Annotated in this window: 23 protein-coding genes; 4 read left to right on the top strand and 19 right to left on the bottom strand. The window is 68.1% G+C overall.

All coding sequences use genetic code 11. From position 1 onward, the window contains the following. Nucleotides 1-45 precede the first annotated feature (45 nt). Together C8271_RS04680 and hflX are read right to left on the bottom strand one after the other, a co-directional pair. On the bottom strand, nucleotides 46-2,007 hold the full coding sequence (locus C8271_RS04680; RefSeq protein ID WP_245921174.1) for an ATP-dependent DNA helicase: 1,962 nt from the start codon (nucleotides 2,005-2,007) through the stop codon (nucleotides 46-48). Between the two features lie 123 nt (nucleotides 2,008-2,130). Beyond that, on the bottom strand, nucleotides 2,131-3,687 hold the full coding sequence (hflX, locus tag C8271_RS04675; protein WP_170957804.1) for a GTPase HflX: 1,557 nt from the start codon (nucleotides 3,685-3,687) through the stop codon (nucleotides 2,131-2,133). 197 nt (nucleotides 3,688-3,884) lie between these two features. Between hflX and C8271_RS04670 the strand changes: the two genes are divergently transcribed. Continuing rightward, on the top strand, nucleotides 3,885-4,499 hold the full coding sequence (locus C8271_RS04670; RefSeq protein ID WP_106506320.1) for a class I SAM-dependent methyltransferase: 615 nt from the start codon (nucleotides 3,885-3,887) through the stop codon (nucleotides 4,497-4,499). A 17-nt stretch (nucleotides 4,500-4,516) separates the two neighbouring features. Here C8271_RS04670 and dapF read toward each other — a convergent pair whose 3' ends face one another. Together dapF and miaA are read right to left on the bottom strand one after the other, a co-directional pair. Continuing rightward, entirely contained in the window at nucleotides 4,517-5,374 is an 858-nt protein-coding gene (gene dapF, locus C8271_RS04665) for a diaminopimelate epimerase (protein ID WP_106506319.1), read from the bottom strand. A 9-nt stretch (nucleotides 5,375-5,383) separates the two neighbouring features. Continuing rightward, nucleotides 5,384-6,343: a tRNA (adenosine(37)-N6)-dimethylallyltransferase MiaA gene (gene miaA / locus C8271_RS04660; protein WP_106506318.1), complete on the bottom strand. Its 960-nt coding sequence runs from the start codon at nucleotides 6,341-6,343 to the stop codon at nucleotides 5,384-5,386. A gap of 158 nt (nucleotides 6,344-6,501) precedes the next feature. On the opposite strand from miaA, the gene C8271_RS04655 reads away from it, so the two are divergent. After that, the gene (locus C8271_RS04655; RefSeq protein WP_245920890.1) at nucleotides 6,502-6,981 is read left to right on the top strand and encodes a YbjN domain-containing protein; all 480 of its coding nucleotides are present in this window, start codon (nucleotides 6,502-6,504) and stop codon (nucleotides 6,979-6,981) included. A gap of 71 nt (nucleotides 6,982-7,052) precedes the next feature. On the opposite strand, the gene miaB is transcribed toward C8271_RS04655, so the two are convergent. The 13 genes from miaB to C8271_RS04590 all read right to left on the bottom strand — a co-directional run bounded on the left by miaB (nucleotide 7,053) and on the right by C8271_RS04590 (nucleotide 22,614). Next, nucleotides 7,053-8,651 carry a tRNA (N6-isopentenyl adenosine(37)-C2)-methylthiotransferase MiaB gene (miaB, locus tag C8271_RS04650; RefSeq protein WP_106506316.1) on the bottom strand — a complete coding sequence of 533 codons (1,599 nt, stop codon included), beginning with the start codon at nucleotides 8,649-8,651 and terminating at the stop codon, nucleotides 7,053-7,055. Nucleotides 8,652-8,681: 30 nt separating this feature from the next. Next, nucleotides 8,682-9,311 (bottom strand): regulatory protein RecX, encoded by a 630-nt coding sequence (locus C8271_RS04645; RefSeq protein ID WP_106506315.1) that lies wholly within the window; start codon nucleotides 9,309-9,311, stop codon nucleotides 8,682-8,684. A gap of 29 nt (nucleotides 9,312-9,340) precedes the next feature. Then, nucleotides 9,341-10,432: a recombinase RecA gene (recA, locus tag C8271_RS04640; protein WP_106506314.1), complete on the bottom strand. Its 1,092-nt coding sequence runs from the start codon at nucleotides 10,430-10,432 to the stop codon at nucleotides 9,341-9,343. Nucleotides 10,433-10,733: 301 nt separating this feature from the next. Continuing rightward, nucleotides 10,734-10,958, bottom strand: coding sequence for a DUF3046 domain-containing protein (locus C8271_RS04635; protein WP_106506313.1), 225 nt, complete (start codon nucleotides 10,956-10,958; stop codon nucleotides 10,734-10,736). A 1-nt stretch (nucleotide 10,959) separates the two neighbouring features. Beyond that, entirely contained in the window at nucleotides 10,960-11,307 is a 348-nt protein-coding gene (locus C8271_RS04630; protein WP_425428185.1) for a helix-turn-helix domain-containing protein, read from the bottom strand. 157 nt (nucleotides 11,308-11,464) lie between these two features. Then, nucleotides 11,465-11,962 carry a CinA family protein gene (locus C8271_RS04625; RefSeq protein WP_106506311.1) on the bottom strand — a complete coding sequence of 166 codons (498 nt, stop codon included), beginning with the start codon at nucleotides 11,960-11,962 and terminating at the stop codon, nucleotides 11,465-11,467. Nucleotides 11,963-11,973: 11 nt separating this feature from the next. Then, on the bottom strand, nucleotides 11,974-12,570 hold the full coding sequence (pgsA, locus tag C8271_RS04620; RefSeq protein ID WP_106506310.1) for a CDP-diacylglycerol--glycerol-3-phosphate 3-phosphatidyltransferase: 597 nt from the start codon (nucleotides 12,568-12,570) through the stop codon (nucleotides 11,974-11,976). A 23-nt stretch (nucleotides 12,571-12,593) separates the two neighbouring features. After that, a complete protein-coding gene (locus C8271_RS04615; RefSeq protein WP_170957803.1) occupies nucleotides 12,594-15,473 on the bottom strand; it encodes an FtsK/SpoIIIE family DNA translocase in 2,880 nt (959 codons plus the stop codon). 155 nt (nucleotides 15,474-15,628) lie between these two features. Then, nucleotides 15,629-17,323, bottom strand: coding sequence for a ribonuclease J (locus C8271_RS04610; RefSeq protein WP_106506309.1), 1,695 nt, complete (start codon nucleotides 17,321-17,323; stop codon nucleotides 15,629-15,631). Continuing rightward, nucleotides 17,320-18,267 (bottom strand): 4-hydroxy-tetrahydrodipicolinate synthase, encoded by a 948-nt coding sequence (gene dapA, locus C8271_RS04605; RefSeq protein ID WP_106506308.1) that lies wholly within the window; start codon nucleotides 18,265-18,267, stop codon nucleotides 17,320-17,322. The genes C8271_RS04610 and dapA overlap by 4 nt, the downstream gene beginning before the upstream one ends. 40 nt (nucleotides 18,268-18,307) lie before the next feature. Next, nucleotides 18,308-19,048 carry an FAD-dependent thymidylate synthase gene (thyX, locus tag C8271_RS04600; protein WP_106506307.1) on the bottom strand — a complete coding sequence of 247 codons (741 nt, stop codon included), beginning with the start codon at nucleotides 19,046-19,048 and terminating at the stop codon, nucleotides 18,308-18,310. Nucleotides 19,049-19,075: 27 nt separating this feature from the next. Next, on the bottom strand, nucleotides 19,076-21,772 hold the full coding sequence (gene asnB, locus C8271_RS04595) for an asparagine synthase (glutamine-hydrolyzing) (RefSeq protein WP_106506306.1): 2,697 nt from the start codon (nucleotides 21,770-21,772) through the stop codon (nucleotides 19,076-19,078). A 122-nt stretch (nucleotides 21,773-21,894) separates the two neighbouring features. Further along, nucleotides 21,895-22,614, bottom strand: coding sequence for an HAD-IA family hydrolase (locus tag C8271_RS04590; protein ID WP_106506305.1), 720 nt, complete (start codon nucleotides 22,612-22,614; stop codon nucleotides 21,895-21,897). A gap of 60 nt (nucleotides 22,615-22,674) precedes the next feature. Here C8271_RS04590 and C8271_RS04585 point away from each other — a divergent pair, with 60 nt between their 5' ends. Continuing rightward, a complete protein-coding gene (locus C8271_RS04585; protein WP_106506304.1) occupies nucleotides 22,675-23,412 on the top strand; it encodes an AzlC family ABC transporter permease in 738 nt (245 codons plus the stop codon). Further along, nucleotides 23,409-23,723 carry an AzlD domain-containing protein gene (locus tag C8271_RS04580; RefSeq protein WP_106506303.1) on the top strand — a complete coding sequence of 105 codons (315 nt, stop codon included), beginning with the start codon at nucleotides 23,409-23,411 and terminating at the stop codon, nucleotides 23,721-23,723. Before C8271_RS04585 ends, C8271_RS04580 begins: the two co-directional genes overlap by 4 nt. Before the next feature lie 81 nt (nucleotides 23,724-23,804). Here the strand turns inward: C8271_RS04580 and C8271_RS04575 are convergent, their stop codons facing one another. Then, on the bottom strand, nucleotides 23,805-24,278 hold the full coding sequence (locus C8271_RS04575) for a hypothetical protein (RefSeq protein WP_245920888.1): 474 nt from the start codon (nucleotides 24,276-24,278) through the stop codon (nucleotides 23,805-23,807). Next, nucleotides 24,275-25,045: a 4-hydroxy-tetrahydrodipicolinate reductase gene (gene dapB / locus C8271_RS04570; protein WP_106506302.1), complete on the bottom strand. Its 771-nt coding sequence runs from the start codon at nucleotides 25,043-25,045 to the stop codon at nucleotides 24,275-24,277. The genes C8271_RS04575 and dapB overlap by 4 nt, the downstream gene beginning before the upstream one ends. Nucleotides 25,046-25,124: the final 79 nt, after the last annotated feature.

Genomic DNA, 25,124 nt, shown 5'->3' with positions numbered 1-25,124 from the left:
CACCGGGCTACCCTGTCTGCCGGGCAGGGCCTGATGTGCCGATGGTCAGATCACGGCAAGGCGCCGCAGCGCCGCCACCGCCACATCGGGGTCGTCGGTGCGCCACAGCGGCGGCATAGCACCCGCGAGCACCCGGCCGTAACGCGCCGTTGCCAGACGCGGATCCAGCACCGCAACCATGCCTCGGTCCTCGGCCGAGCGAATCAGTCGCCCGGCCCCCTGTGCCAGCAGCAGCGCCGCATGGCGCACCGAAACCATCATGAACCCGTTGCCGCCCCGTTCCGCGACCCGCTCGGAGCGCGCGGACATCAGAGGATCATCCGGGCGTGGAAACGGGATCCTGTCGATCGTCACCAGACGGCACGAGCGGCCAGGCACGTCGACGCCCTGCCACAGCGTGAGCGTGCCGAACAGGCACGAATCCTGTTCGCTCGCGAACAGCCGCACAAGGTTTGCCATGGAGTCCTCGCCCTGCACCCCGATCGTGAGATCCGTGCGGGCGCGCACGTACTCGGCTGCCTCCTCCGCGCCGCGCCGCGAGGAGAACAGGCACAGCGCTCCCCCACCGGAGGCATCCACCAGCTCGGCAAGATGCCCCAGCATTTCGGTGCGCGGCCCGTCGCGTCCCGGCGGCGGCAGATGCCGAGCCACATACAGAATGCCCTGCCGTGGATAGTCGAAAGGACTGCCCACGTCGATCCCGGCCCAGGCCGACGAATCCTCCCGCACGTCGTCGTCGGCGGCGCCGAAGCGGTCGCGTGCTGCAAGCCCGACCGAGCCAGCCGCGGCTTCGAATCTGTCGCCTGGGGCCAGCGTTGCTGAGGTCATCACCACTGTCCGGTCCTCGAGCACCGATGAGCGCATGGGACCCGCCACCGACAGCGGAGCGATCTGCAGGCTGGAGCGCCCGGTCGCCTCAGAGTGCGAGACCGATATGACGTCATCCGTGGCTGGGTCGGCGGCCCGCTCACACACATCGATGATCTCCTGCAGGTCCGAACGCACCGCGCGTCGCGCACCGGCCGTCGCAGCATCACCAGGCTCCTTCGCATCCGCGTGCACCGTGCGCGCCTCGACCCTGAGCGTGCCGAGCGCGTCCGCAAGCCGGTCTGGCAGGGGGCCGACGATACGCCCGTCCGGAAGCGCTCCGAGAGCCTCGCGCAGCTCGTCGCCGGCGTCATCAAGCGCCGTGGCAGCGATGCCGAGGCCGCGCAGGCCCCGCACGGCGGAGCGGACCATGCCTGCACTGAGCTGGTCGGTGACCGCGCTGGTCACGCGGTCGACAAGATCGTGCGCCTCATCAAAGACCACCACGTCGTGGTCAGGGATGATGCCGTGGCGATCGAAGGCGTCGATCGCGAGCAACGCATGGTTGGTCACGACGAGGTCGACCTCGCGAGCCACGTCGCGGCTGCGCTCAGCGAAACAGTCATCGACCAGGGGGCATGAGGTTCCCAGGCAGTGGGATCCACTCACGGACACCTGCCGCCACGCCCGGTCCGAGACGGGGTCGGTGAGGGAGTCACGGTCTCCGGTATCGGTCTCCTCCGCCCACGCACGCAGCCTGCGAATCTGCTCGCCCAGTCGCTCCGCGCCGCCGGATGCCGTGCCCGAACCGCCTGCAGCGAACAGGGTGCCCGGGTCAGCGTCGATGGGATACCCGCCCTCGAGTTTGTGGCGGCACACGTAGTTGCTGCGCCCCTTGAGCAGGGCGAATGATGGAGTGCGAGGCAGTGCGGGCGCGAGCGCCTCAATGATCCGGGGCAGATCCTTGCGGATGATCTGGCTTTGCAACGCGATCGTGGCTGTCGAGACGACCACGGGCCGTCCTGTCAGCAGCGCGTGGCGGACGGCCGGCACAAGGTAGGCGAGTGATTTGCCGGTTCCCGTCCCTGCCTGGACGAACAAGTGCCGCCCGGCCTCCATCGCGGTCCCGACTGCGTCGCACATCGCCGTCTGCCCATCGCGCGGTGCCCCGCCGATGGCGGCAACAGCACGGCTGAGCATGTCGGCAAGGGGTGGCAGGGAGTCCTCAGGGCACGGGGCGGGTGGCACCGCTCCACGGTAGCGATCCGGGACCGCCATACCGGGGTGCCACGCCCTGAACGCGCCGGGGCGAGCGGCTGCCCGTTAGGCCGCGACGCCGAGCTCTGCCGCAAGCGCCGCGTCCACACGGGCGTGCAGACGGGTGCCGTCCGGCAGATGCTCTTCCGCCAGGATCTCCCCGGTCGTATGAACACGGGAGACCAGATCACCGCGGGTGTACGGGACGATGACGTCAACTTCGACGGCCGGGCGCGGCAGATGCTCGGCAATCAGGTGTCGCAGGTCCTCGATGCCCTCGCCTGTGCGTGCGGAGACCACGGCGGAGAGCTCAACCTGGCTGCGAATGCGCGCGATGGTCTCGGGCGCGGCAACGTCCGCCTTGTTCAGCACGATGATCTCGGGCACATCGAAACCGTCGATCTCGCTGAGCACGCTGCGCACGGCACGGATCTGCCCCTCGGGATCAGGGTGGGAGGCGTCGACCACGTGGAGCAGCAGATCCGCATCACCCACTTCCTCGAGGGTCGAGCGGAACGCCTCGACCAGCTGCGTGGGCAAGTGTCGGACGAAGCCGACGGTGTCAGCGAAGGTGAACTCACGGCCGTCGGGCGTCTGGGCGCGACGCACCGTCGGATCCAGGGTCGCGAACAGCGCGTTCTCGACCAGCACCCCCGCGCCGGTGAGGCGATTGAGCAGAGAGGACTTCCCGGCGTTCGTGTACCCGGCGATGGCAACGGCGGGCACGTCGCTGCGTTTACGGTCGGCCCGCTGGGCTTCACGCCCAGGCGCCATCTGCTTGATCTCGCGCCGCAGCTTCGCCATGCGGTCGCGGATGCGCCGACGGTCAAGCTCGATCTTCGTCTCACCGGGGCCACGTGAGCCCATGCCAGCGCCACCGGCGGCGATGCGTCCGCCGGCCTGACGCGACATCGACTCGCCCCAACCGCGCAGTCGCGGCAGCAGGTATTCGAGCTGGGCGAGCTCGACCTGTGCTTTGCCTTCGCGGGACTTGGCGTGCTGAGCGAAGATGTCGAGGATCAGGGCGGTGCGGTCCACCACTTTGACCTTCACGATGTCTTCGAGTGCGCGACGCTGGCTCGGGGCGAGCTCGCCGTCGGCGATCACCGTGTCAGCCTCCACCTCGGCGACGATCTCGGCGAGTTCCTGTGCCTTGCCGCGCCCCAGGAAGGTGGCGGGATCCGGGTGGGCGCGGCGCTGCAGCACGCCGTCGAGCACCTGTGATCCGGCCGTCTCAGCGAGCGCAGCGAGCTCAAGCAGGCTGTTCTCCGCGTCCTCGGCGTCACCGCGCTGGTACAGCCCCGCGAGCACCACGCGTTCAAGACGCACCTTGCGGTATTCGACCTCGGTGATGTCCTCGAGCTCGGTGGATAGACCATGGACGCGGCGCAGAGCCTGCCTGTCGGCGAGGTCCATCTGGTCGCCGTCGGCGTCCGAGCTGTAGGTGACGGCGGAGACACTGGCATCGCCCCGCGCGAGAATCCGCTCAGTCACAGAGTCAGGAGAAGGAGCAGCACTACGGCTGTCGGAGAGAGCGGGGCTCGAAGGCGTGTGCCGGCCGTCAGATCCACTCGTCGCCTCAGCAGTAGGGGGAACGGGGTCGGGACGGAAACGGATGGGCACAGGCGGGATCTCCTTGGTCAGTGGGCACCGGGCGGTGCGAGAGTTCCAAGAATCCCATGTGGCGCGGCACCGGTCGAGCGATTTCCGGGTGCATCACGCCGTCCGGCTGATTCGTGCTCTCATGTGGCTGCGTGCCGCGTCGACTGGTTGCGGACGAGCGAACAGCTGTCGGGTCGGCCGCTTCGTATCCTGGGCCGGTGAACGAGCACTATTTCACCGCCGAATCCGCGACCGACGCCGCCCGCCATCCACTGCGGGTGCAGCTGGCCGGGCAGGAGCGTCAGCTGGTCTCAGCCGCCTCGGTCTTCAGCGGACACGGCCTGGACCTGGCCACGCGCGTCCTGCTGGACCGACGTGAACTGCTCACCCCGCTGCCGCAGGCACCGCGGATCCTGGATCTGGGCTGTGGATGGGGACCAATCGCTCTGACCGCAGCTCTCGAGCATCCGGATGCGCAGGTGTGGGCCGTCGATGTGAGCGCGCGTGCTCGTGAACTCACCGCAGAGAACGCCCGGATCCTGGGCCTGGACCAGGTGCAGGTCCTGGCGCCCGAGGATGTGCCTGAGGATCTCGAGGTCGATGCGATCTGGTCCAACCCCCCGATCAGGATCGGCAAGGCGGCGCTTCATGAGCTGCTGCTCACCTGGATCGCGCGCCTGAGGCCGACGGGCACCGCCGCGCTCGTCGTCGGCAAGAACCTTGGCGCCGATCCGCTGATGCGCTGGCTGAGCGATGAGCTTCCTGAGCGCGACGTGCGGCGCGTGGCGAGTGCGAAGGGCTACCGGGTCATCGAGGTGGGTCCGCAGCGCTGAGCAGCGACCCCTGGGGCTCAGCCGAGCAGCCTGCCGGCGGCAACGAGCATCGCGGGGCCGGTGAGGGTGACCGTGCCATCGGGCAGAAAGCCAACTTCGAGCCGGCCTCCTGGCACGTCGACCGTCCATGGTCTCCCGCTGGTATCGCTCGTGCGCTGCGCGGCTGCGACGGCGACCGCCGCCACGCCGGTGCCGCAGGAACGGGTCTCCCCCACCCCGCGTTCATACACCCGCAGTGCCACGTGACGCTCGCCCCGCAGGCAGACCAGCTCGATATTCGTGCCGTCCGCCGGATCGGGGTCGACGGCAGGCCGACGGGTCAGGTCGAGCTGCTCGAGCGGCTCTCCTGCGGGCAGGAACGCGACCGCATGCGGGTTTCCCATGTCGACGTCCGTGCTCTCCAGCACGAGCTCACCCACCGTGATGCGACGGCGCTGTGTGCCGGTCGTCGGCGTACCCATGCCCACGCGCACCATCCACGGCGAGGCGGGCGTGTCTGGGCGGGTGAGCACCTCCACGTCTCGTCGGCCTGCCCGTGTCCAGATCGCGAAGACGTCGTCGTCAACATGCCCGGCGTGCTGGAGCAGAGCGGCGAACACCCGCACCCCGTTGCCGCACATCTCAGCGAGGGACCCATCGGCGTTGCGGTAGTCCATGAACCACTCCGGCGCATCGGGCGGAGCGTCGATACCGGCGGCACTGGTGCGCACTGCTCGGATCAGTCCATCGCCCCCGATGCCGGAGCGTCGGTCGCACAGAGCCGCCACACGGGCCGTGTCGAGTTCGAGCGCGCCCTCGGGGTCATCGAGAAGTACGAAGTCGTTCTCCGTACCGTGCCCGGTGAGGAAATGCAGTGCAGCGTCGGCGGTGGTCATAGATGAAGCTTAGGAGTCCTCACCTGAGGCAACGACCTCGACGTCGTTGAGGGCAGTCAACGCGTGGTCGAGCAGGACGTCTGCCATCGAACCTGAGGTGGTCTGTTCGGCGCAGATCCAGTGCACACGCGGGTCGCGGCGGAACCAGGTGTCCTGTTTGCGCACGAGCCGACGGGTGCCGACGATCGTCGCTTCGATCGCCTGCTCACAGGTCATGGTGCCGTCGAGGACGGCAAGAGCCTGCTCGTACCCGATGGCCCGGCGCGCTGTGAGCCCACGGTCCAGCCCCGCTGCGCGCAGGGTGCGCACTTCATCGAGGAGGCCGCGCTCAACCATGCTGTGCACGCGGCGTTCGATGCGTTCATGCAGTTCCGGACGGGGACGTTGTATGCCGAGCTGCACGGTCCCGGGGTGGATATAGCGGCGCTGCGGCATGAACGCGGTGAAGGGCCTGCCGGTGATCTCCTTTACTTCGAGTGCACGGATGACTCGGCGCGCATCGGCGGCACCGATGCGTTCAGCCGAGGCTGGGTCGGTGCGTATGAGCCGCTCTCGCAGCGCCGACAGCCCCTGGTCGGCGGCTTCCTGTTCGAGTCGTGCACGCACGGCCGGGTCGGTGGGCGGGAACTCGATGTCGTCGAGCACGGCCCGGATATACAGCCCTGAGCCGCCGACCAGGATCGGGAGGCGACCGCGCTCACGAATCCCATCAATCAGCTGCCGCGCCTGCTGCTGGTAGGCGCTCACGGAGGCTTCCTCGGTGACGTCGAGCACGTCGAGCAGGTGGTGCGGGATGCCGCGGCGTTCGGCGGGGAGGATCTTCGCGGTGCCGATGTCCATGCCACGGTAGAGCTGGAGAGCGTCGGCATTGATGATCTCGCCGCCCAGACGCTCGGCAAGGTGAACGGCGATGTCGCTCTTGCCCGTCGCGGTGGCGCCGACGATGGCGAGCACACGCAGACGGGTCATGAAGGCATCGTACTGAGTGCTGCGGGAACGCTGCAGGGATGCTCGTTGAGCCGATCCCGTCACCTCGGTGGTCGGCGGCAGATGGAAGAGCGGTACAGTGTGTCGGCGTCGCCGTGAGGCGGCGTGAATCCCATTGTGACGAGTGGCTGAGAGTGGATGTGACTGCTGGACATGATTCCGTGGCGGTGACGGACGCACAGGTGGCTCCGGTGACGTTGGAGCGGGTGCAGGAGCGCCTCACCCGCGCTGGCTACGCCTACATCGAGGACGACGAGCATCCGGATGTGCTGCGGGCTCGTTTCGACGATTACCGTTTCCATTTCTTGCTCACCGGTGATGAGCGTGCGGTGCTGCAGACCCGTGGTCGCTGGAACCACTCGGTGGACATCTCCCGCAAGGTCGAGATGATCAAGCTCTGCAACGAGTGGAACATGAACCGCGTCTCGCCGAAGGTGTACGTGCGCCGCGAGTCCGAGGGGCTGCTGGGCGTGTACGGCGAGACGATCAGTGATTTCCGCGAGGGTGGAACCGATGCGCAGGTCGATGCGTCGATCGAGTGCGGGCTCAGCACCGTGATCGCGTTCTTCCACAGCCTCGAGGAGCGGCTCGGCCCCGAACTCGACGACCTCGACGACTGATCACAGGCCATCCAGCCTGCAGGTGCATCCAGCCTGCAGGTGGCTGACCACCCGCAGGTGAGGGTGCATCCTTACGCGCGCCGCAGCGTTGGCATACCGAGCCCCACCGGACCTGTCGGCGCCGCGCCTGGTCCCGTGCCGCAGGCCGATCCCTGCTCGAGGCCCTGCAGGCCGGCCTCCCACGCGTCGCCCGAGCGGGTGCGCCGCACCGAGAAGTGCTCGGGCCGCAGCTGGGCAGCTGGGACACCGGCCTGCATGGCGCTGTCCGCGATGAGGTAGTGCGGGGCGGCTCGGGTCACGGTCGCCGTGACCAGGTCACCGGGGCGCGGGCGGGCGTGTTCGGGCAGGTCCGCGGGCAGTGCGCAATGCACCAGCCGGTTGTCGCGGGCCCGGCCGGAGATGCGGTTCGTTTCGGCGTCACGGTCACCTTCGCCTTCGGCGATCAGCAGCTCGACGACGGTCCCTTCGAGCGCCTGGTTCTCCTCGAGCGTGATCCGCTCCTGCAAGGCGATGAGTCGTTCAAATCGCTCCTGCACAACGGCTTTGGGGATCTGGTCCTCCATCGTGGCGGCCGGGGTGCCGGGCCGAACCGAGTACTGGAAGGTAAAGGCGCTCGAGAACCGGGACTCCTCCACGACATCCAAGGTCCGCTGGAAGTCCTCCTCGGTCTCTCCGGGGAAGCCGACGATGATGTCGGTGGTGATAGCGGCTTCCGGGATGCGCTCACGCACCTTCTCGAGGATGCCCAGGAACTTCGTGGAGCGGTAGGAGCGTCGCATCGCCTTGAGGATGCGGTCCGATCCAGACTGGAGCGGCATGTGTAGCTGCGGCATGACGGTGGGGGTCTCGGCCATAGCGTCGATGACGTCATCGGTGAACATGGCCGGGTGGGGCGAGGTGAACCGGACCCGTTCAAGGCCGTCGACTTCGCCGCAGGCGCGTAGCAGCTTCGCGAAAGCGCCGCGATCACCGAACTCGACGCCGTAGGAGTTCACGTTCTGGCCCAGCAGAGTGACCTCGATGGCGCCAGTGTCGACCACCTGGCGGACCTCAGCCAGCACGTCACCGGGGCGGCGGTCCTTCTCCTTGCCGCGCAGCGACGGGACGATGCAGAAGGTGCAGGTGTTGTTGCAGCCCACGGAGATCGACACCCAGGCGGCGTACACAGACTCACGGCGGGTGGGCAGTGTGGAGGGGAAGACCTCCAACGCCTCCTTGATCTCGACCTGTGCCTCCGCGTTGTGGCGGGCGCGCTCGAGCAGCACCGGCAGGGAGCCGATGTTGTGGGTACCGAAGACCACATCAACCCACGGTGCACGCTCGACGATGGTGGAGCGATCCTTCTGTGCGAGGCAGCCGCCGACGGCGATCTGCAGGCCTGGGTGCGCTGTCTTAGCGGGGCGCAGCGCGCCGAGGTTGCCATACAGCTTGTTCGCGGCGTTCTCACGCACGGCGCAGGTGTTGAAGACGATCACATCGACCTCGCCAGCGTCGATGTCAGCATCCGGCGCAGCCGCAATGTAGCCAGCGTCCTCCAGCAGGCCCGTGAGCCGTTCAGAGTCGTGCACGTTCATCTGGCAGCCGAAGGTGCGCACCTGATAGGTGCCGCGGTTTCGCGCGGCGCCGTCGGCGTGTTCACGGGCGGGAGAAGCGGTGGGGGCAGTCGACATAGTGGATCCAGGGTACGGCGCAGCCCGGCCTCAGCTGGTGCTGACCGCGCGCATCTCGGTGGAGATCACGTGAACAGCGAGGGCCCCGTCGTAGCCGCGCCGGGCGAGGAACGCGTCCAGGCGGCGCGCGATCGCCCGCCAGGTGCTGTCCCCCTCCCGCACGGCAGGGTCGGTGAGGCGTGCTCGGTCTCGACGTAGGCGGTCGCGCACCAGTTGGCGGCACCGCGTCTCTTCGTCATCAGCGGCATCCAGCAGTGCCGCATCAATGACGGGGGCGGCCACACCGCGGCGGAGCAGTTCGCGGCGCAGGCGGTCATCGGCCAGTCCGCGGGCTGCGCGGCGCTGCTGAACCCACTCTGCGGCAAACGCGGCATCGTCCACCAGGCCAGCGCGTCGGATTCGTGCCATCGCCTCATGCACCACATCGGCACTGACCTCCCGAGCAACGAGACGTTCTCGCATCTCATGCTCGCTGCGCCTGCGCATGGCGAGCAGACGCATCAGATACCGGCACTGCGCCACAATCTGTTTCTCGCGCTCGATAGCAGCGGGATCCGGTGGCGCGGTGGGGGCCTGCTCGATTCGAGCGATGCGCTGAGCAAGCTGAGTGCGGACACCGTCGGCCGCCCGGGGCTCAGCCCGGGAAGCGACGTCGTGCATGGTGTGGCTCATCCCCGCCGTGGTCCCGTTCAGATGGCGGCCGGGACGTCATCGTCGAGGAAGTCCTCCTCCACCTCGTCCTGTGGGGCCGGAGCCTCAGCGAACTTACCGACACCGAGAGTACGGAGAATCTTCTCCTCAATCTCGGCAGCAAGGTCCGTGTTGTCTTTAAGGAACTGGCGGGCGTTCTCCTTGCCCTGCCCCAGCTGGTCACCTTCGTAGGTGAACCACGCACCGGACTTGCGCACGATTCCATGCTCAACACCCAGATCGATGAGCCCGCCCTCGCGGGAGATGCCTTCACCGTAGAGAATGTCGAATTCGGCCTGCTTGAAAGGCGGGGCCATCTTGTTCTTGACGATCTTCACCCGGGTGCGGTTGCCCACGGAGTCCTGCCCCTGCTTGAGGGTCTCGATGCGGCGGATGTCCATGCGCACAGAGGCGTAGAACTTCAGCGCCTTACCACCGGTGGTGGTCTCGGGGCTGCCAAAGAACACGCCGATCTTCTCGCGCAGCTGGTTGATGAAGATGGCGCTGGTTCCGGATGCGTGCAGGGCACCTGCGAGCTTGCGCAGGGCCTGCGACATGAGGCGGGCCTGCAGGCCGACGTGGGAGTCACCCATCTCGCCTTCGATTTCCGCCTTCGGCACGAGAGCCGCCACGGAGTCGATGACCACCACGTCGAGCGCACCGGAGCGCACCAGCATGTCGGTGATCTCGAGTGCCTGCTCACCGGTATCAGGCTGGGAGACGAGCAGGGCGTCGGTATCCACGCCGAGCTTTTTGGCGTACTCGGGATCCAGAGCGTGCTCAGCGTCAATGAACGCGGCGATGCCACCGTTGCGCTGGGCGTTGGCCACGGCATGCAGGGCGACGGTGGTCTTGCCGGAGGATTCCGGCCCGTAAATCTCGACGATGCGGCCGCGGGGGAGTCCGCCGATACCGAGCGCGGCATCCAGCGCCACAGAGCCGGTGGGGATCACCTCGACCGGCGGGCGTGTGTCATCCCCGAGCCGCATAATCGACCCCTTGCCGAACTGGCGGTCGATCTGCGCGAGCGCGGCGTCAAGCTGGGAGCCGCGTTCCGTGGTGGCCTTCCCGGCGGACTTCGAAGCAGTCATGTGCGATGTTCCTTCCGTGTACCGGGCGGTCCCGGCGAGCTGATCGTGCGGCCACACTAGGCGGCGGGTACGACAAACCTGCGGCCACCCCGGGCGCTGTGGATCTGCGCCGATGGGGAGGGAGCTCGATCCGCCGTCGCCGCGGGTCGATCGTCGGCGCCCCGCGCCGCGAGTGCCGACCGCCAGCACACACACTACCGAACAGACGTTCGATCGAATCGAGCGCGCCTCGGCGTGTCGAGACCGCGCTGCCGCCACGGCAGGGCGTGCAGCTCGGCGCTGCTCGACTCGTCAGCGGCCGTCAGCGGCGGCGCTCATCCGGCGGGATCTCCCAGCGCCGATCCTCCGGCACGTCCATGGCATCACACAGTGCGGTCCACACGCGGCGCACGGGCTCGCCCTGGTCGATCGCCTCATCCGCGCTCAGACCGCCGAACTCCTCGAGCACAAGCTCCTGACGGTAGGTGCGAGCGAGCACGACACCGAAGACGTGGTCGGACAGCTCGGTAAACTCGCTGCGGCGCACGTCAGCGCATGCCCACCAGTTCTGCCGGGCTCGTCAGCTCATCCGGCACCGTGTCCGGCACAGTCACACCCTCGATAACGGCGATGCGGTCGGAGACTTCACGCAGCACGCAGGACAGCGGCAGACCGAGGGCCTCGGTGACGGAGATCAGCAGCTCGCTGGACGCCTCCTTCTGCCCCCGCTCGATCTCGCTGAGGTACCCAAGGGACACGCGGGCATCGGAGGACACCTCTCGCAGGGTGCGCCCCTGGGCGCGGCGAGCGCCGCGCAGCACATCCCCGAGCTCCTGACGAAACAGCACCATGGCTCGTCCTCCTTTTCCTGAGGGGAGCGCGGACGGCGCGCTCACCGGTCGATCATTCACGGTCCCCGCAACGCGGCGGGGGCGACGAATGTTCCCACGATGCTAGCCACTGATACCCCAGTCGCGCCTGGACATCCACTGTGCGTCGGCTGGGGAGGGAGGTCGACGGGTCACTTCACCGCCAGCCGTATCCCCGCGCTGGTCAGAGCAGGTGATCGGCGAGCAGATTCAGGGCAGCCGCGACCGCCTGCACACGAACAGCCGCTCGATTTCCCGCGAGATACACGTCACAGCTGCGTGCCCCGTCGGCCGTGGCGATGCCCAGGTGCACCCGCCCAGCGGGCACGCCCCGATCATCCGGCCCGGGCCCAGCGACGCCGGTGGTCGAGACTGCCAAATCCGCGCCATACAGATGAAGGGCCCCCTGTGCCATCAGTTCTGCGACGCGACCGTTCACGGCACCATCGCGCTCGAGCAGGCCAGCGGGCACGCCCAGCAGCCGCGTCTTGGCAGCATAGGAGTAGCAGACCGCTCCCCCAGCCACGGCTCGACTCGCACCCGGCACATCCACAAGACGTGAGACCAGCAAGCCGCCGGTGAGCGACTCCGCCGTGGCGAGCTGCATCCCGCGTTGGACGGCAGCGGCGATGATCTGCGCCGGATCCGCGCTGGCCACCGCCTGTTCCACGTCCGCGTCCATCACGTGTCCTGTCAGCCGTGGCTGGCCGCGAGGGCCTCGCGGCGCAGCCGCAGCCCATCGCGCACGTTCAGCAGACCGGACCAGACAGTGAGCACCACGGCCACCAGGATGATGGCGAGTCCGATCCAGCGGGCCGGCTCCCACCACAGGTCGACGGGGAGCAGGCAGAAGGTGATGCCGATGGACTGCACCATCGTCTTGGCCTTCCCGGAGAAATTCGCCGGCAGCGCGCCGTAGCGCAGGATCGTGAAACGCATGATGGTGATACCGATCTCGCGCACCAGGATGAGGATCGTCATCCACCAGGGCACGTACTCCCACACCGACAGCATGATCAGGGCGGCACCGGTCATCGCTTTATCGGCGATCGGATCCATGATCTTGCCGAAGTCGGTTATGAGGTTCCGTGAGCGCGCCAGGTGCCCGTCGGCCAGATCCGTCAGCATTGCGAGCACGAACACACCCGCGATGAGGAGTCGGCCCGGCACCTGGTCATGCAGCAGTGCGGCGAGCACCACGAAGATTGGCACCATGACGCAACGAGCCATGGTGAGGATGTTCGCGATATTCCACAGCGGCGCCTGGTCCGTGCGCTCCTGTGCGCTCATGGCGTGTCCTCTCTGCTGACCTGTCAGCGCCCGGTGAGCTGCCACGCGTCCTCGGAGTCGGACTCCTCGGCATCGTCGTAGTACTCGGGGGCGACTGCATCATCATCGTGGTCGAGCGGATCGGAGGCGTAGCGGTCGCCGTCGGCTCCGCCCTCGTCACCTGCCACGGGAGCTTCGGCCTGCTGCGGTGCCTCGTCCGGCTCTGGCTCGCCCTTGATCCGCGCGATCGCCCCGGCCAGATCATCGGGGTGCACGAGCACATCGCGCGCCTTCGATCCCTCTGAGGGGCCGACGATCTCACGGGACTCGAGCAGATCCATGAGGCGGCCGGCTTTCGCGAAGCCGACCCGCAGCTTGCGCTGCAGCATGGAGGTCGACCCGAACTGGGTGGTGACCACGAGCTCGGCGGCCTGCAGCAGCACGTCCATGTCGCCGCCGATGTCATCATCGATCTGCTTCTTGGCCGCGGCCACGGTGACGTCCTCCCGGTAGGAGGGCTTCATCTGCGTCTTGACGTGGTCGACGACCTTGTGGATCTCCGATTCGTTGACCCAGGCGCCCTGCACGCGCATGGGCTTGGCCTTGCCCATCGGATGGAACAGGGCATCGCCCTGGCCGATCAGCTTCTCGGCACCGGGCGAGTCGAGGATAACGCGCGAATCCTGCAGGGAGGAGGTGGCGAAGGCGAGGCGGCTGGGCACGTTCGCCTTGATGATGCCGGTGACGACGTCGACCGACGGGCGCTGGGTGGCGAGCACCAGGTGGATGCCGGCGGCGCGGGCCAGCTGGGTGATGCGCTGGATCGACCCTTCCACGTCGCGGGGCGCGACCATCATGAGGTCCGCGAGCTCGTCGACCACGACCAGCAGGTACGGGTACGGGGCGAGCGTGCGTTCGCTGCCGGGTGGCGGGGTGACTTCGCCGTTGCGCACGGCCTTGTTGAAGTCGTCGATGTGCTTGAACCCGAAAGCGGCCAGGTCGTCGTAGCGGGCGTCCATCTCGCGCACCACCCATTCGAGGGCCTCGGCGGCCTTCTTCGGGTTGGTGATGATCGGGGTGATCAGGTGCGGGATGCCTTCGTAGATGGTGAGCTCCACGCGTTTGGGGTCCACCAGCACCATGCGCACCTCTTCTGGGGTGGCACGCATCAGGATCGAGGTGATCATGGAGTTGACGAAGCTGGACTTACCGGCACCGGTGGCGCCCGCCACCAGCATGTGCGGCATCTTCGCGAGGTTCGCCACCACGTAGCCGCCCTCGACGTCCTTGCCGACGCCCATCACCATGGGGTGTTCGTTCTTCGCGGCGACAGCGCTGCGCAGCACATCACCGAGCGCCACGGTCTCGCGGTCGGTGTTGGGGATCTCAATGCCGATCGCTTTCTTGCCGGGGATCGGAGAGAGGATGCGCACGTCGGCGCTTGCCACCGCGTAGGCGATGTTCTTGTCGAGGGCGGTGACCTTCTCCACCTTCGTGCCGGGCGCAAGCTCGACCTCGTAGCGGGTGACTGTCGGTCCGCGGGAGAAGCCCACGACCTCGGCGTCAACCTTGAACTGGCTGAAGACCTCACCAAGCGCCTCGACGACACGGTCGTTCGCCTCGGAACGGGTCTTCGCGGGCGGCCCCTCCACGAGGAACGACGAGTCCGGCAGCGTGTAGACGATGTCACCGGCGAGCTCGAGCTGCTCTCCGGCCCGCGGCAGGTCCCCCATCGGGGGCAGCACCAGATCCGGGTCCTTCTCGGTGGTCTCGGACACGGCTGTGGTGGCGGCCGACGGCTTCTTCTGCGCGCGCGACGGCTTCGCCGCGGGCAGTGGCGTGGTGGCGTCCGTCCCGCTCGGGAACGACTTCTCGCGCGCGTTCTCCTCGGCAACGACGTCGAACACCTCGGTGGCATCGTTCGGCACACCGCGTCGTGGCCCATCCTGGTCCTGACTGCGACGGCTGTTCTTCTTCCCGCGGCGTGCGGGTGTCTTGGCGTCGGCCTCCCCGGTGACGCCCTGTTCGAAGGCTTCGTCGCCAGCGTATCCGAACTCGTCGTGGTCGCGGGCTGCGTCGGCTTCCTTCTCGGCGCGAGTGCGGCGACGCGGCCGTTTCATCGGCTCCGTCTTCTCAGCCTGCAGCGTTTCCGTGTCCTCCACCGTGCTGCGGCGGGGACGCAGTCCAAAGGCGAGGCGCTCTTCGTCCTCTTCCTCGCTGCGGCCGACGAGCACGTCGTACACACCGCGCACACGCGCGGGCACGGACTCGACGGGGGTGGCCGTCAGCACCAGAATGCCCAGCGCGATCCCCACCGAGCACAGCACGATCACAGCGATGCCGGGCAGCAACGCCATGAGCGGAGCCGCAAGGAGATAGCCGAGAACGCCGCCACCTCGACCGAGTGCGGCGATGCCGTCGGCCGGGGCGGGCATCTTCGCGGACACGGATGCGATGCCCGCGATGCAGGTGATCAGAATGCCGACGCCAAGGGCGATCCGGGTGTTGGCACGCACCAGGTCGGGACGGCGGAACATGCGGAGCGACCAGCCGGCCAGCAGCAGCGGCATCGCAATCGCGGCAATGCCGAAGGTACCGACCACCACGGTATGCACAGAGTCGAAGAACCAGCCGCCCACCTGCCACCATTCACGCACGGCGACGAGCGCGGCCAGCAGCATGAGGAACAGGGCGTAGCCGTCGCGGCGCTGCTCGGGAGCCACCTCCCAGCGGGTCACGCCGACAGCGCGGACGAAACCGCCGACCATGCGGGCGATCGCGAGGTAGCCAGCGCGCACAGCGCGCACAGGTAGCGGAAGCGTCGACGGATCGTGGGCCGCGCCAGCTGTACGAGATGTGCCGGCGGATGCGGACCGCGAGGAGCCTTTCGACGCACGTGCGGGGGAAGACGTACGTGTCGCCATGCCAACCATGGTACGTGGACGGGCCCCGTCAGCGCCGCAGATCCGCGCCGACACCTCGGACGACGTGACGCTCTCGACCCAGGCAGGGCGGACCGGGCCGCGATGGCCCACCCGCGACGCGCAGAACGTTCAAGGCGTGGGCCGCTGCTCGATACTCAGGCTTCGACCACGATCGGGATGATCATGGGGCGGCGGCGCAGTCGCTGACTCGCGTAGCGTCCGACCACGCGGCGCATGACCTGCTGCAGCTGGTACGGGTCGCGACGGTCAGCCTGATCGGCGACCGCCTGCTCAAGAGCCGTGACGATCTGCGGCTTGATCTTCTCGAACACGGCGTCGTCTTCCGCGACGCCTCGGGCATGGATCTCGGGGCCGGCGATCAGAGCGCCGGTCTCAGAGTTCACCACAGCGAACACGGAGATGAAGCCCTCATCACCCAGGATGCGTCGATCCTTGAGGTCCGCCTCGGAGATCTCGCCCACGCTGGAGCCGTCCACATACACGTAGCCGTTCGGGATCGCACCGACGACCTGCGCCTTCCCGTCGGCCAGATCCACCACGTAGCCGTCGCGGGCCAGAACGATCCGCTCCGGGGCAATACCCGTGGACTCAGCAACACGGCCGTTCGCGATGAGGTGGCGGACCTCTCCGTGCACAGGCATGACGTTCTTAGGGCGCACGATGTTGTAGCAGTACAGCAGTTCGCCGGCACTGGCATGGCCGGAGGTGTGCACCTTCGCATTGCCCTTGTGCACCACCTCAGCGCCCAGCGCCATCAGGCCGTTGACCACGCGGAAGACGGCATTCTCATTGCCGGGGATGAGGCTGGAGGCCAGGATCACCACGTCGCCCGGCCCCACCGCGACGCGGTGGTCACGGTTGGCGATGCGACCCAGCGCCGCCATCGGCTCACCCTGGCTGCCGGTGCACATCAGGACCACCTGGTCATCAGGCAGCGAGTCGATCTTCTTGACGTCCACCAGGATGTTCTCCGGCACGCGCAGGTAGCCCATGTCGGCAGCGATGGCCATATTGCGCACCATGGAGCGGCCGACGAACGCAACCTTGCGGCCGTGCATCGCGGCAGCATCGAGCACCTGCTGCACGCGATGGACGTGGCTCGAGAAGGAGGCGACGACGATCTTCTGTCGGGCGCGGGCGAAGATGCCCTCAAGCACCGGTCCGATCTCCTGCTCACCGACCGTGAAGCCCGGCACTTCGGCATTGGTGGAGTCCACCATGAACAGGTCCACGCCCTTTTCCCCCAGCCGGGCGAAGGCACGCAGATCGGTGATGCGGCCGTCGAGCGGCAGCTGGTCCATCTTGAAGTCACCGGTGTGCAACACCGTGCCGGCGGCAGTGGTGACGTGCACGGCGAGGGCGTCCGGGATCGAGTGGTTGACCGCGACGAACTCGCAGGTGAACGGCCCGAAGCTCTCGACCTGTCCTTCCGTGACCGCGAGTGTGTACGGGGTGATGCGGTGCTCGCGCAGCTTCGCCTCGATGAAGGCGAGGGTGAGCTGACTGCCCACCAGAGGGATGTCGGGCTTCAGCCGCAGAAGGTACGGCACAGCGCCGATGTGGTCCTCGTGGCCGTGGGTCAGAATGATCGCAGCAATGTCATCCAGACGCTCGCGCAGCATGTCGAAGTCCGGCAAGATCAAATCCACGCCGGGCTGGGCGTCCTCGGGGAACAGCACGCCGCAGTCGATCACCAGCAGGCGGCCGTTGATCTCCAGCACCGCCATATTGCGGCCCACGTCGCCCAGTCCGCCCAGCGGAGTGATCCGCAGGGTGTCTCGCTTCAGCTTCGGGGGCTGCTGGGGGCGGTCGGTAAAGATCGTGGTCACAGGGTCCTCCGGGATGCGTGCACAGGGGTGATGCCGTCGGCGTCATCGATCGCGCGGGCCAGCATCTGCACATGGTCGGCGTCGGCCGGGGCGTGCGGCGCGCGCACGACGGCGTGGGGAAGCACACCCTGGAGCATGAGGGCGGCCTTGGCGGCCACTGCTCCGGGCATGCACGTCATGATCGCGCTCACGAGCGGGGCGAGCGCACGGTGGATCTCACGAGCGGCGTCGAGATCGGAGCGGTCAACGGCACGCACAAGCGCGGCGTCGAGCTCAGGGGCCACCTGGCTGACCACCGAAACGATGCCGGCGGCGCCGATGGCGAGCCAGGGCAGGTTCAGGGCGTCTTCACCGGAGTAGTAGGCGGTGCCGGTGGCGGCCATCACCTCGGTGGCCTCGTGCAGGTCGCTCTTGGCGTCTTTGACGGCAGCGATGCGGGGATGCTCCGCGAGGCGCAGCAGTGTGTCCTTCGCTAGCGGGAGACCGGTACGGCCCGGAATGTCGTACAGCATCACCGGCAGGTCCGTGGCGTCCGCCACCGCCTCCAGGTGGGCGCGCGCACCCTGCTGTGAGGGCTTCGAGTAGTACGGGGTGACCACGAGCAGACCGTGGACGCCGAGGTCGGCATGAGCGCGGGCGAGCTCGATGGAGTGGCGTGTGTCGTAGGTGCCGGCGCCGGCGACCACTGTGGCCTTCTCCCCCACCGCATCGAGGACCGCGCGGGCGAGGTCCAGCCGTTCATGATCCGACAGGGTCGGAGACTCCCCCGTTGTTCCGGCCACGACCACGAGGTCGTTGCCGCGGGAGACGGCGTGCTCGGCGAGTGCCTGGGCGGCCTCGAGATCCACGGCCTTGCCATCCGCGGTGAACGGGGTGACGAGCGCGGTACCGACGGCACCGAAGGGCCGCGCAGGACGCGCAGCATGAGAATCGGAGGTGGTCACAGTGTCCTCCCTGGATGTGGCAGACGTGGCGTGCAACAGGTCACGGGGCGACGCGGCCGCCGTCTTGGAACGCCTCGTAGGTGATGGGCATGGCGGCCTTGAAATGCTCCTCCATCTGCTCGGCCACCATTTCGATCTCGCGCTGCGGGAACGACGGGTAGGCAGAGCCCTCCCGGGTGGTGCGCAGCGACAGCACGTTCATCAGCGAGCGGGCGTTGATGGTCACGTACATCGAGGAGTACAGGGTCAGCGGCAAGACGGAGCGGGCGACCTCGCGGGCCACTCCCGCCTGCAGCATCTCCTGGTAGGCGCGATACGCGCTGGTGCATTGCTCGCGCACTGAACGCTCCACGAGCTCATACTGTTCGTCGCTGCCCGGTTCGAACACGTACGCGCCGGGCTTGCCCACCTGCACGAGATTGCGCTCGCGCGCGGGCACGTAGAAGACGGGGCGCATCTCGCGGTAGCGGCCGGACTCCTCGTTGTAGGAGGCGATGCGGTGGCGCATGAACTCGCGGAACACGAAGATCGGCGCCTGCACGTAGAAGGTGAAGCTGTTGTGCTCGAAAGGACTGCCGTGGCGGTCGCGCATGAGGTAGCGGATCAGCCCACGATCACGCGCCGACGCGTCCTCCCCTGCGCTGTCCAGTGTTTTCTCGCCCTGCGTGGAGACGCGGGCGGCGAAGACAACGTCTCCGTCCTGCGCCGCAGCCCTCACCAGTTCCACGGTCATATCGGATCGGAAGACGACGTCGGTCTGCTGCTCGGTGCCCTCGCTCATGACAGTGATGCTAGTCGAGGTCCCCGCTCAGGACGCGGAAGGACCCAGGTCCACCAGGATCGCCATCGGGGTGCGCTGGCGTCCCTGCCCCAGCGGGTTGTCTGCGAAGGTGGCTTCGAGCACGGCGCATGGGACCTGTGTATCGGTGCCCAGCACGTTGCGGCCGATGTCATTGGCGTCCATCACCACCACGCCGGAAAAGCCTTCCAGAGCACCAGCAGGAGCGTCGGCGGCACGGATGGCGCGGCTGAGGCGTGCGGAGACGGCGTCAGGGTCCTTCGGCGGCAGCTTCGCGGAGACATTCGAGGGGAACGCGGAGTAGACCGTCGGTCCATCGATCGCTCGCACATTGGCGCCGACGATCTCGTAGAACACGCCGCGTCGACCCACGACCTTGCCGGCAGCGCCGGCGGCCGCAGCGACCATGATGCGTGGCACGCCCACCTCACGCATAGCGAGCTCCATCGTGGTGGGGTCGCCCAGGCCGATGCCCGCCGGGGTGCGGGTGACGAAACGGCTGAGCAGCCGCGCCGCCCGTCGGGGTGCGACCTCCCACGTGTACCAGGAGCGTCCCTGGGTGATCGCGACGATCTTCTCGCTGATGACGAAGTACCAGTGCGCGCCGTCAGGAATCGCGTCATCGGGCAGGCCCGCGAGGAACCGTTCGACATGGCCGCGAACGATGCTCTCGAGGTCGCTGTCACGGCCCACCAGATCGGTCTGCAGCGGGAAGCGACGCCAGGTGTGCCCGTCCTCGGCGGAGACCAGGTCCAGCTGTTTGCCGTCGTTCGGCTCGTAGTCGCTCTTGGCGATCGGCGCCTGCTCCTGCGCATCGTCCTCAGCGGCGGGCTGCCGGGCTGTCGACGGGGCGGGGATGCCGGGTGCGGGGTCCAGGAACTCACGCATCCACAGCTCGAGGCTCGCCAGACGCCACAGCGTGAGGGTCTCGTGCCGCTCGGGATGCTGCATGCAGTCGGCGTGCACGGCCTGCACCGTGGGGGCATCCACGTAGCGGCGTGCCGCGAAGGTGGGCGAAGCGAAGATCTCCTGCAGTGCGTCTGCACATCGCGAGAACCACGCGGGCTCCGCAGCGGTGTGGCCGATCACGTCGCGACGGCCGCGGATCGCCTCAGGCAGGAGATCCGCCATGGCGTCGCGCAGGATCCGGCCGCTCCCCTGGCCGTCGACGATCGCAGCGGAGTCCACCCCCATGAGGAAACGCAGCAGATCCTTATCGAGGATCGGCACGCGCCTTTCGATACCGAAACGCATCGCATTGCGATCACCGGTCCGCAGCCGAGACTGCCCTGGGGTGCGGAAGAGATCATCCAGCAGACGCAGTCGCAGGTTGTCGCGGATGACGTCGAGTTTCTCGCCCTTGTGCGCCGCGACGAAGCTGTTGTCGAGCAATGCGTGCACGGGCACGTCGGCCCGTCCGCCGCGCCGCTGGCGGGCGGCGCGGAAGAGCATGTCCCGTGCCGCTGCTGTCTCACGCGCCAGCTGGGCGATGCGCTTGCCCGCGCGCAGCTCACGCAGCCTCACCTGCAGGTGCGTGAGGTGGTCTGCTGGTGCCTCGTCGGCGCCGTCGAGCAGCACCGTCACATGCTCGGCGGCCTCGCGCATCACGGCGTAGTGCGTGTACGCGTCCGGGGTGGCCATGGGCTGGTCCTGGCTACGGACGAGGTCGGTGAGGTCCTCGATCAGCGCATCCGGCGTGGGGCGGATGCTGTGCTCGTCAATGAGCTCGCCGTACTGCTCGCGCAGCATTGCCGCGTCGGTCCTCGCATGGGCGCTCGGCCGCGCGGGTGCGGCGGAGAAGGTGTTCTGCTGCGGGCCCACGGCGCTGTGCGCATCGTCCGGCGGCGCCTGCTGCATGTCCCGTGCGATCACGGCGGCGGCCGCGGCCGTGTCGAGCCCGCCGAGCAGCGCGGTACCGACCGGGACGTCGGCGGGCAGACAGGCATGCACCGCGTGCTCGAACCGTTCGCGGAACTCACGAGCAACCTCGGGGGTGTACGGGCGACCCGGCCGTGAGGCGAGCTCGCGCAGCTCATCCTGCAGGCGCGTGTAGCACCGTGTGCGCACGCCTTCGGCCCCCAGGGTCACCATCTGTCCGGGCAGCACGGCCGTCACATCCCGCACCAGGGTGTGCTCGTCGTCGTCCTGCACACCGAGGGCGAGGTAGCGGTAGATCGCGCGGTCGTCGGGCTCGGGCGTGAACACCTCGGTGGCCAGCAGCGCCTTCATGTCGGAGGCGAACAGCACCCGGCCGGCGTCATCACTCCAGTAGTACAGCGGCGCGATGCCGATGTGGTCACGAGCGAGCGTGACCGTGTCCGTGAGCGCATCGTGGATCGCGAGGGCGAACCTGCCGGTGAGCCGGTCATAGGCCTCAGCTCCCCATGCAACGTGCGCCGCGAGCACGAGCTCGGCGTCGATCCCGGTGCGGACGTCCTGCCCGAGCGCTACGAGCTCGGCGCGCAGCTGCTGCTGGTTGTGGATCGCGCCGTCGAGCACGATCGTCCAGCGGCCATCGGAGGTGGTCACGGACTGGTCCGCACTGCCCGGGTCGGCCATGGCGAGCTGTCGATGGACAAGCACTGCATTGCCAACCGCTCGGATGTCCTCACCATCCGGGCCGCGATGGGCGAGAGCCGCACCCATGCGCCGTGCCAGCGCCTCGCCGTCGGGTCCGAAGCCGAAGGTTCCCGCGATCGCGCTCATGGTGGTGTTCCTTTCACCGCTGGGGTGTCCTGCCGTGACGGGGCGCGACAGCGCGTCGCGCGGTAGTGGCGCCTGGGCGTCGAGCCGCCCGAGGATACCAAGGTCGTTCTGGAGCTCTCTGGTCAGGCACCGCGGCGCTGCACGCGAAGACGGCCCTCATGCACCGTCACCTCGATGTCGTCCAGGGACGTGATGAGAGCGTCCGCGAGATCCGTGAGGTCAGCGGCCGGTGTGGTGGTGGTGACCGCGACAGTGCGGCAACCGGCGCCGCCGGCGGAACGGATCCCACCCAGGGAGTCCTCGACGGCGAGGCAGCGTGCAGGGGCAATGCCCAGGCGTGTGGCGCCGGTGACGAACGGTTCCGGATCGGGTTTGCCGCGAGTGACCTGGTCGGCGGTCACGGTGGCGGCTGGCGCAGGCAGACCGGTGGTGGCCCAGCGCGCCTCGAACAGCTCTCGGGTGCAGGAGGTGACGATCGTCCACGCGGGCCGTCCTCGGGCCGCGCTGGCCGCTTCAAGCTCAGCCAGCACACGCGCAGTGCCGGGGAGGACCTCGATGCCGTCGACATCGCCGATCTCGATCTCCTCAATGCGTCGATGCGCTGCATCGAGCTGCTCCTCAGAGGCATCCGGCAACAGCTGACGCAGCGAGAGTCGGGCGGGCACCCCGTGCATGGTGTGCGTGAATCGCGTCTCGAGTCCGAGCTCGTCGAGCAATCGGTTCCAGGAACGTTCAACAGCGGCCCCGGAATCGACCAGGGTGCCGTCCATGTCCAGCAGGATCGCGTCGACGTCCAGCGGGAACGGCTCGACGGTGCGCGCCGCATCAGGTGTGGTGGTCATGGCTCCAACGTCTCACATGAGGCACCGTCTGCGCCGCCGACGCACCGGCGTCGTACAGTGATGCGGGTGTCACCCCACTCCCCCTCCTCACCCGCCGATGTCTGCGATGACCCGCACGTGCAGCAGATCCGTCGCACCGGCATGGCCGTTGGTCTCGCAACAGGCTTGTACGGCATCTCCTACGGTGCGCTGGCGACCGCCGCGGGGCTGGACGTGTGGCAGGCGATGGTGCTCTCCGCCGTGATGTTCACCGGCGGCAGCCAGTTCGCCTTCATCGGTGTCATCTCTGGTGGCGGGGCACCGTTCGGCGCGGCGCTCGCGGCGATCCTGCTGGGTGTGCGCAACACGCTGTACGGATTGACCCTCAGCCCGATCCTGCCGCGCGGTGGGCTGCGTGGGTTCGCCCGGGCGCAGCTGACGATCGACGAGTCCGCCGCCACCTCTGCCTCCGGCACGACACGTGCGGCGCAACGCGCTGGTTTCTGGTCTGCAGGTGTCTGGGTGTACGTGTTCTGGAACCTGTTCTCGCTGCTGGGTGCATTGATCGGCCAGTACGCCTCGGATCCCGGCGCCTGGGGACTCGACGCCGCAGCCGCTGCCGCGTTCCTGGGGCTGCTGTGGCCGCGCTTGCGTCAGAGGGATCTGATCGCGGTCGCTGTGGCGGCGGCCTTCGTGGCGCTGGTGACCACGCCGCTCCTGCCGCCGGGGCTGCCGGTTCTGGCCGCGGCCCTGGTCGCCGTTGTGGCGGGCCTGATGCCGACGCATGACGGATCGATGCGTGAGGAGCGAGGCACATGACCAGGCTGTGGCTAGCCGTGCTCGGCGCCTCTGTGGTGTCCTTCGCGCAGAAGTGGCTCGGATATCAGGTGCCGCCAGAGCTACTGGAGCGTCCACGGATCCGGCGCATCACCACGCTATTGCCGGTGGCGCTGCTCGGGGCGCTCGTGGCGGTGCAGACGGCGACGAGCGGCCCAGAGCTGGTGCTCGATGCCCGACTCGCGGGGCTTGCGGTAGCGATGGTCATGCTCGTGCTGCGGGCGCCGTTCCTGGCGGTTGTCGTGGGGGCCGCGGTGGTGACGGCGGCCGTCCGGGCGCTTGGCTGGGGCTGATCCCCGCCTGCTCCCCTCTCAGGCGCGCGGCGGGGCGACACCTGCTCAGGCCCCGATTCGGTGGCCGGAACCCTGTGGCGTTCAGCGGGCCGCGCGGTGCAGTTCGATCGCGCGTCGTGCCGCTGCGCGGGCCTGTCTGCGGTCGTGCAGGGCGTCGTAGGCGAGCGAGAGACGGAACCAGGCCCGCCAGTCGCTCTCCCCCGTCCCCTGTTCAATTGCTGCCTTGGCCAGGTCGAATTCTGCGCGGGGCACGGCGCAGCTGGGCTCAGCGGGCTTCACGTCTGCAGCATCCGTTGCCGTGGGCCCCGATGCACCGTCACTGCTGTACTCGCGTGCCAGCCGTGCAGCGTTCAGGCCGAACAGCACCTCACGCCAGATGACCCAGACCGTGAGCGCCAGCAGAATCGCGACGGCAGCGGCAAGCCCCCAACCCACGACCCCACCGGCGCGGGCGAATCCCCACGCCAGCCACAGCAGCGCCCAGCAATACAGCAGCGTGATCAGCACAAGGCCGACCACCATGAGCCGTCGGCCGATTCCTCCGGCGCCGCTCACCCGAGATCCATGTACTGATCCAGGCCCACGGTGAGACCGGGACGGGATGCCACCTCGCGCACGCCCAGGAGGACACCGGGCATGAAGCTCGCCCGGTCGAAGGAGTCGTGGCGCAGCTGCAGCTGCTCACCCGCCCCACCGAACTGCACGACCTCGTGAGCCACCAGGCCCTGCTGACGCACCGCATGAACATGGATGCCGTCGATCACGGCCCCGCGAGCACCATGCGGATCGCTCGCAGTGGCGTCAGGCACCGCGCCCAGGCCGGCCTCTGCCCGCCCCCGGGCGATCGCTGCGGCCGTGTGGGCGGCCGTTCCCGAAGGGGCGTCGAGCTTGCGCGGATGGTGCATCTCGATGATCTCCGCGCTCTCGTAGTAGCGGGCCGCGATTTCAGCGAAACGCATGGTGAGCACCGCGCCAATCGCGAAGTTCGGGGCGATCAGCACGCCCACAGTCGGCGACTGCTCGAGTGCGGCCCGGACCTGGTCGAGCTTCTCGTCCGTCCACCCGGTGGTGCCCACTACGGCATGGATGCCGTGCTCGATCGCCCACAGTACGGTGCCGAGCGATGCATCGGGCACGGTGAAGTCCACGATCACCTGCGCCCGGGCGTCGAGCACTGCCTGCAGGTCGTCACCGTCGCCGATACGCGCCACAAGGTCGAGGTCAGAGGCCTCCTCCACAGCGCAGCAGGTCTGCGAGCCCATACGGCCCGCGGCGCCGATCACACCCACGCGGATCGGGGTCGGGGATTCGGAAGCAGTCATGGCGTGTCCTTCCAGTCAGGGCGGTCGGCCGGTCGGATACGTCGAGTCCGCCGGGAGCATCCGGCGGCTCGGCGGTCTG

Source organism: Brachybacterium timonense, assembly GCF_900258505.1.
In the GTDB taxonomy this organism is placed as follows: Bacteria; Actinomycetota; Actinomycetes; order Actinomycetales; family Dermabacteraceae; genus Brachybacterium; species Brachybacterium timonense.
The sequence above is the reverse complement of the archived record's forward strand: the minus strand, read 5'-3'. Positions and strand labels throughout refer to the sequence as shown.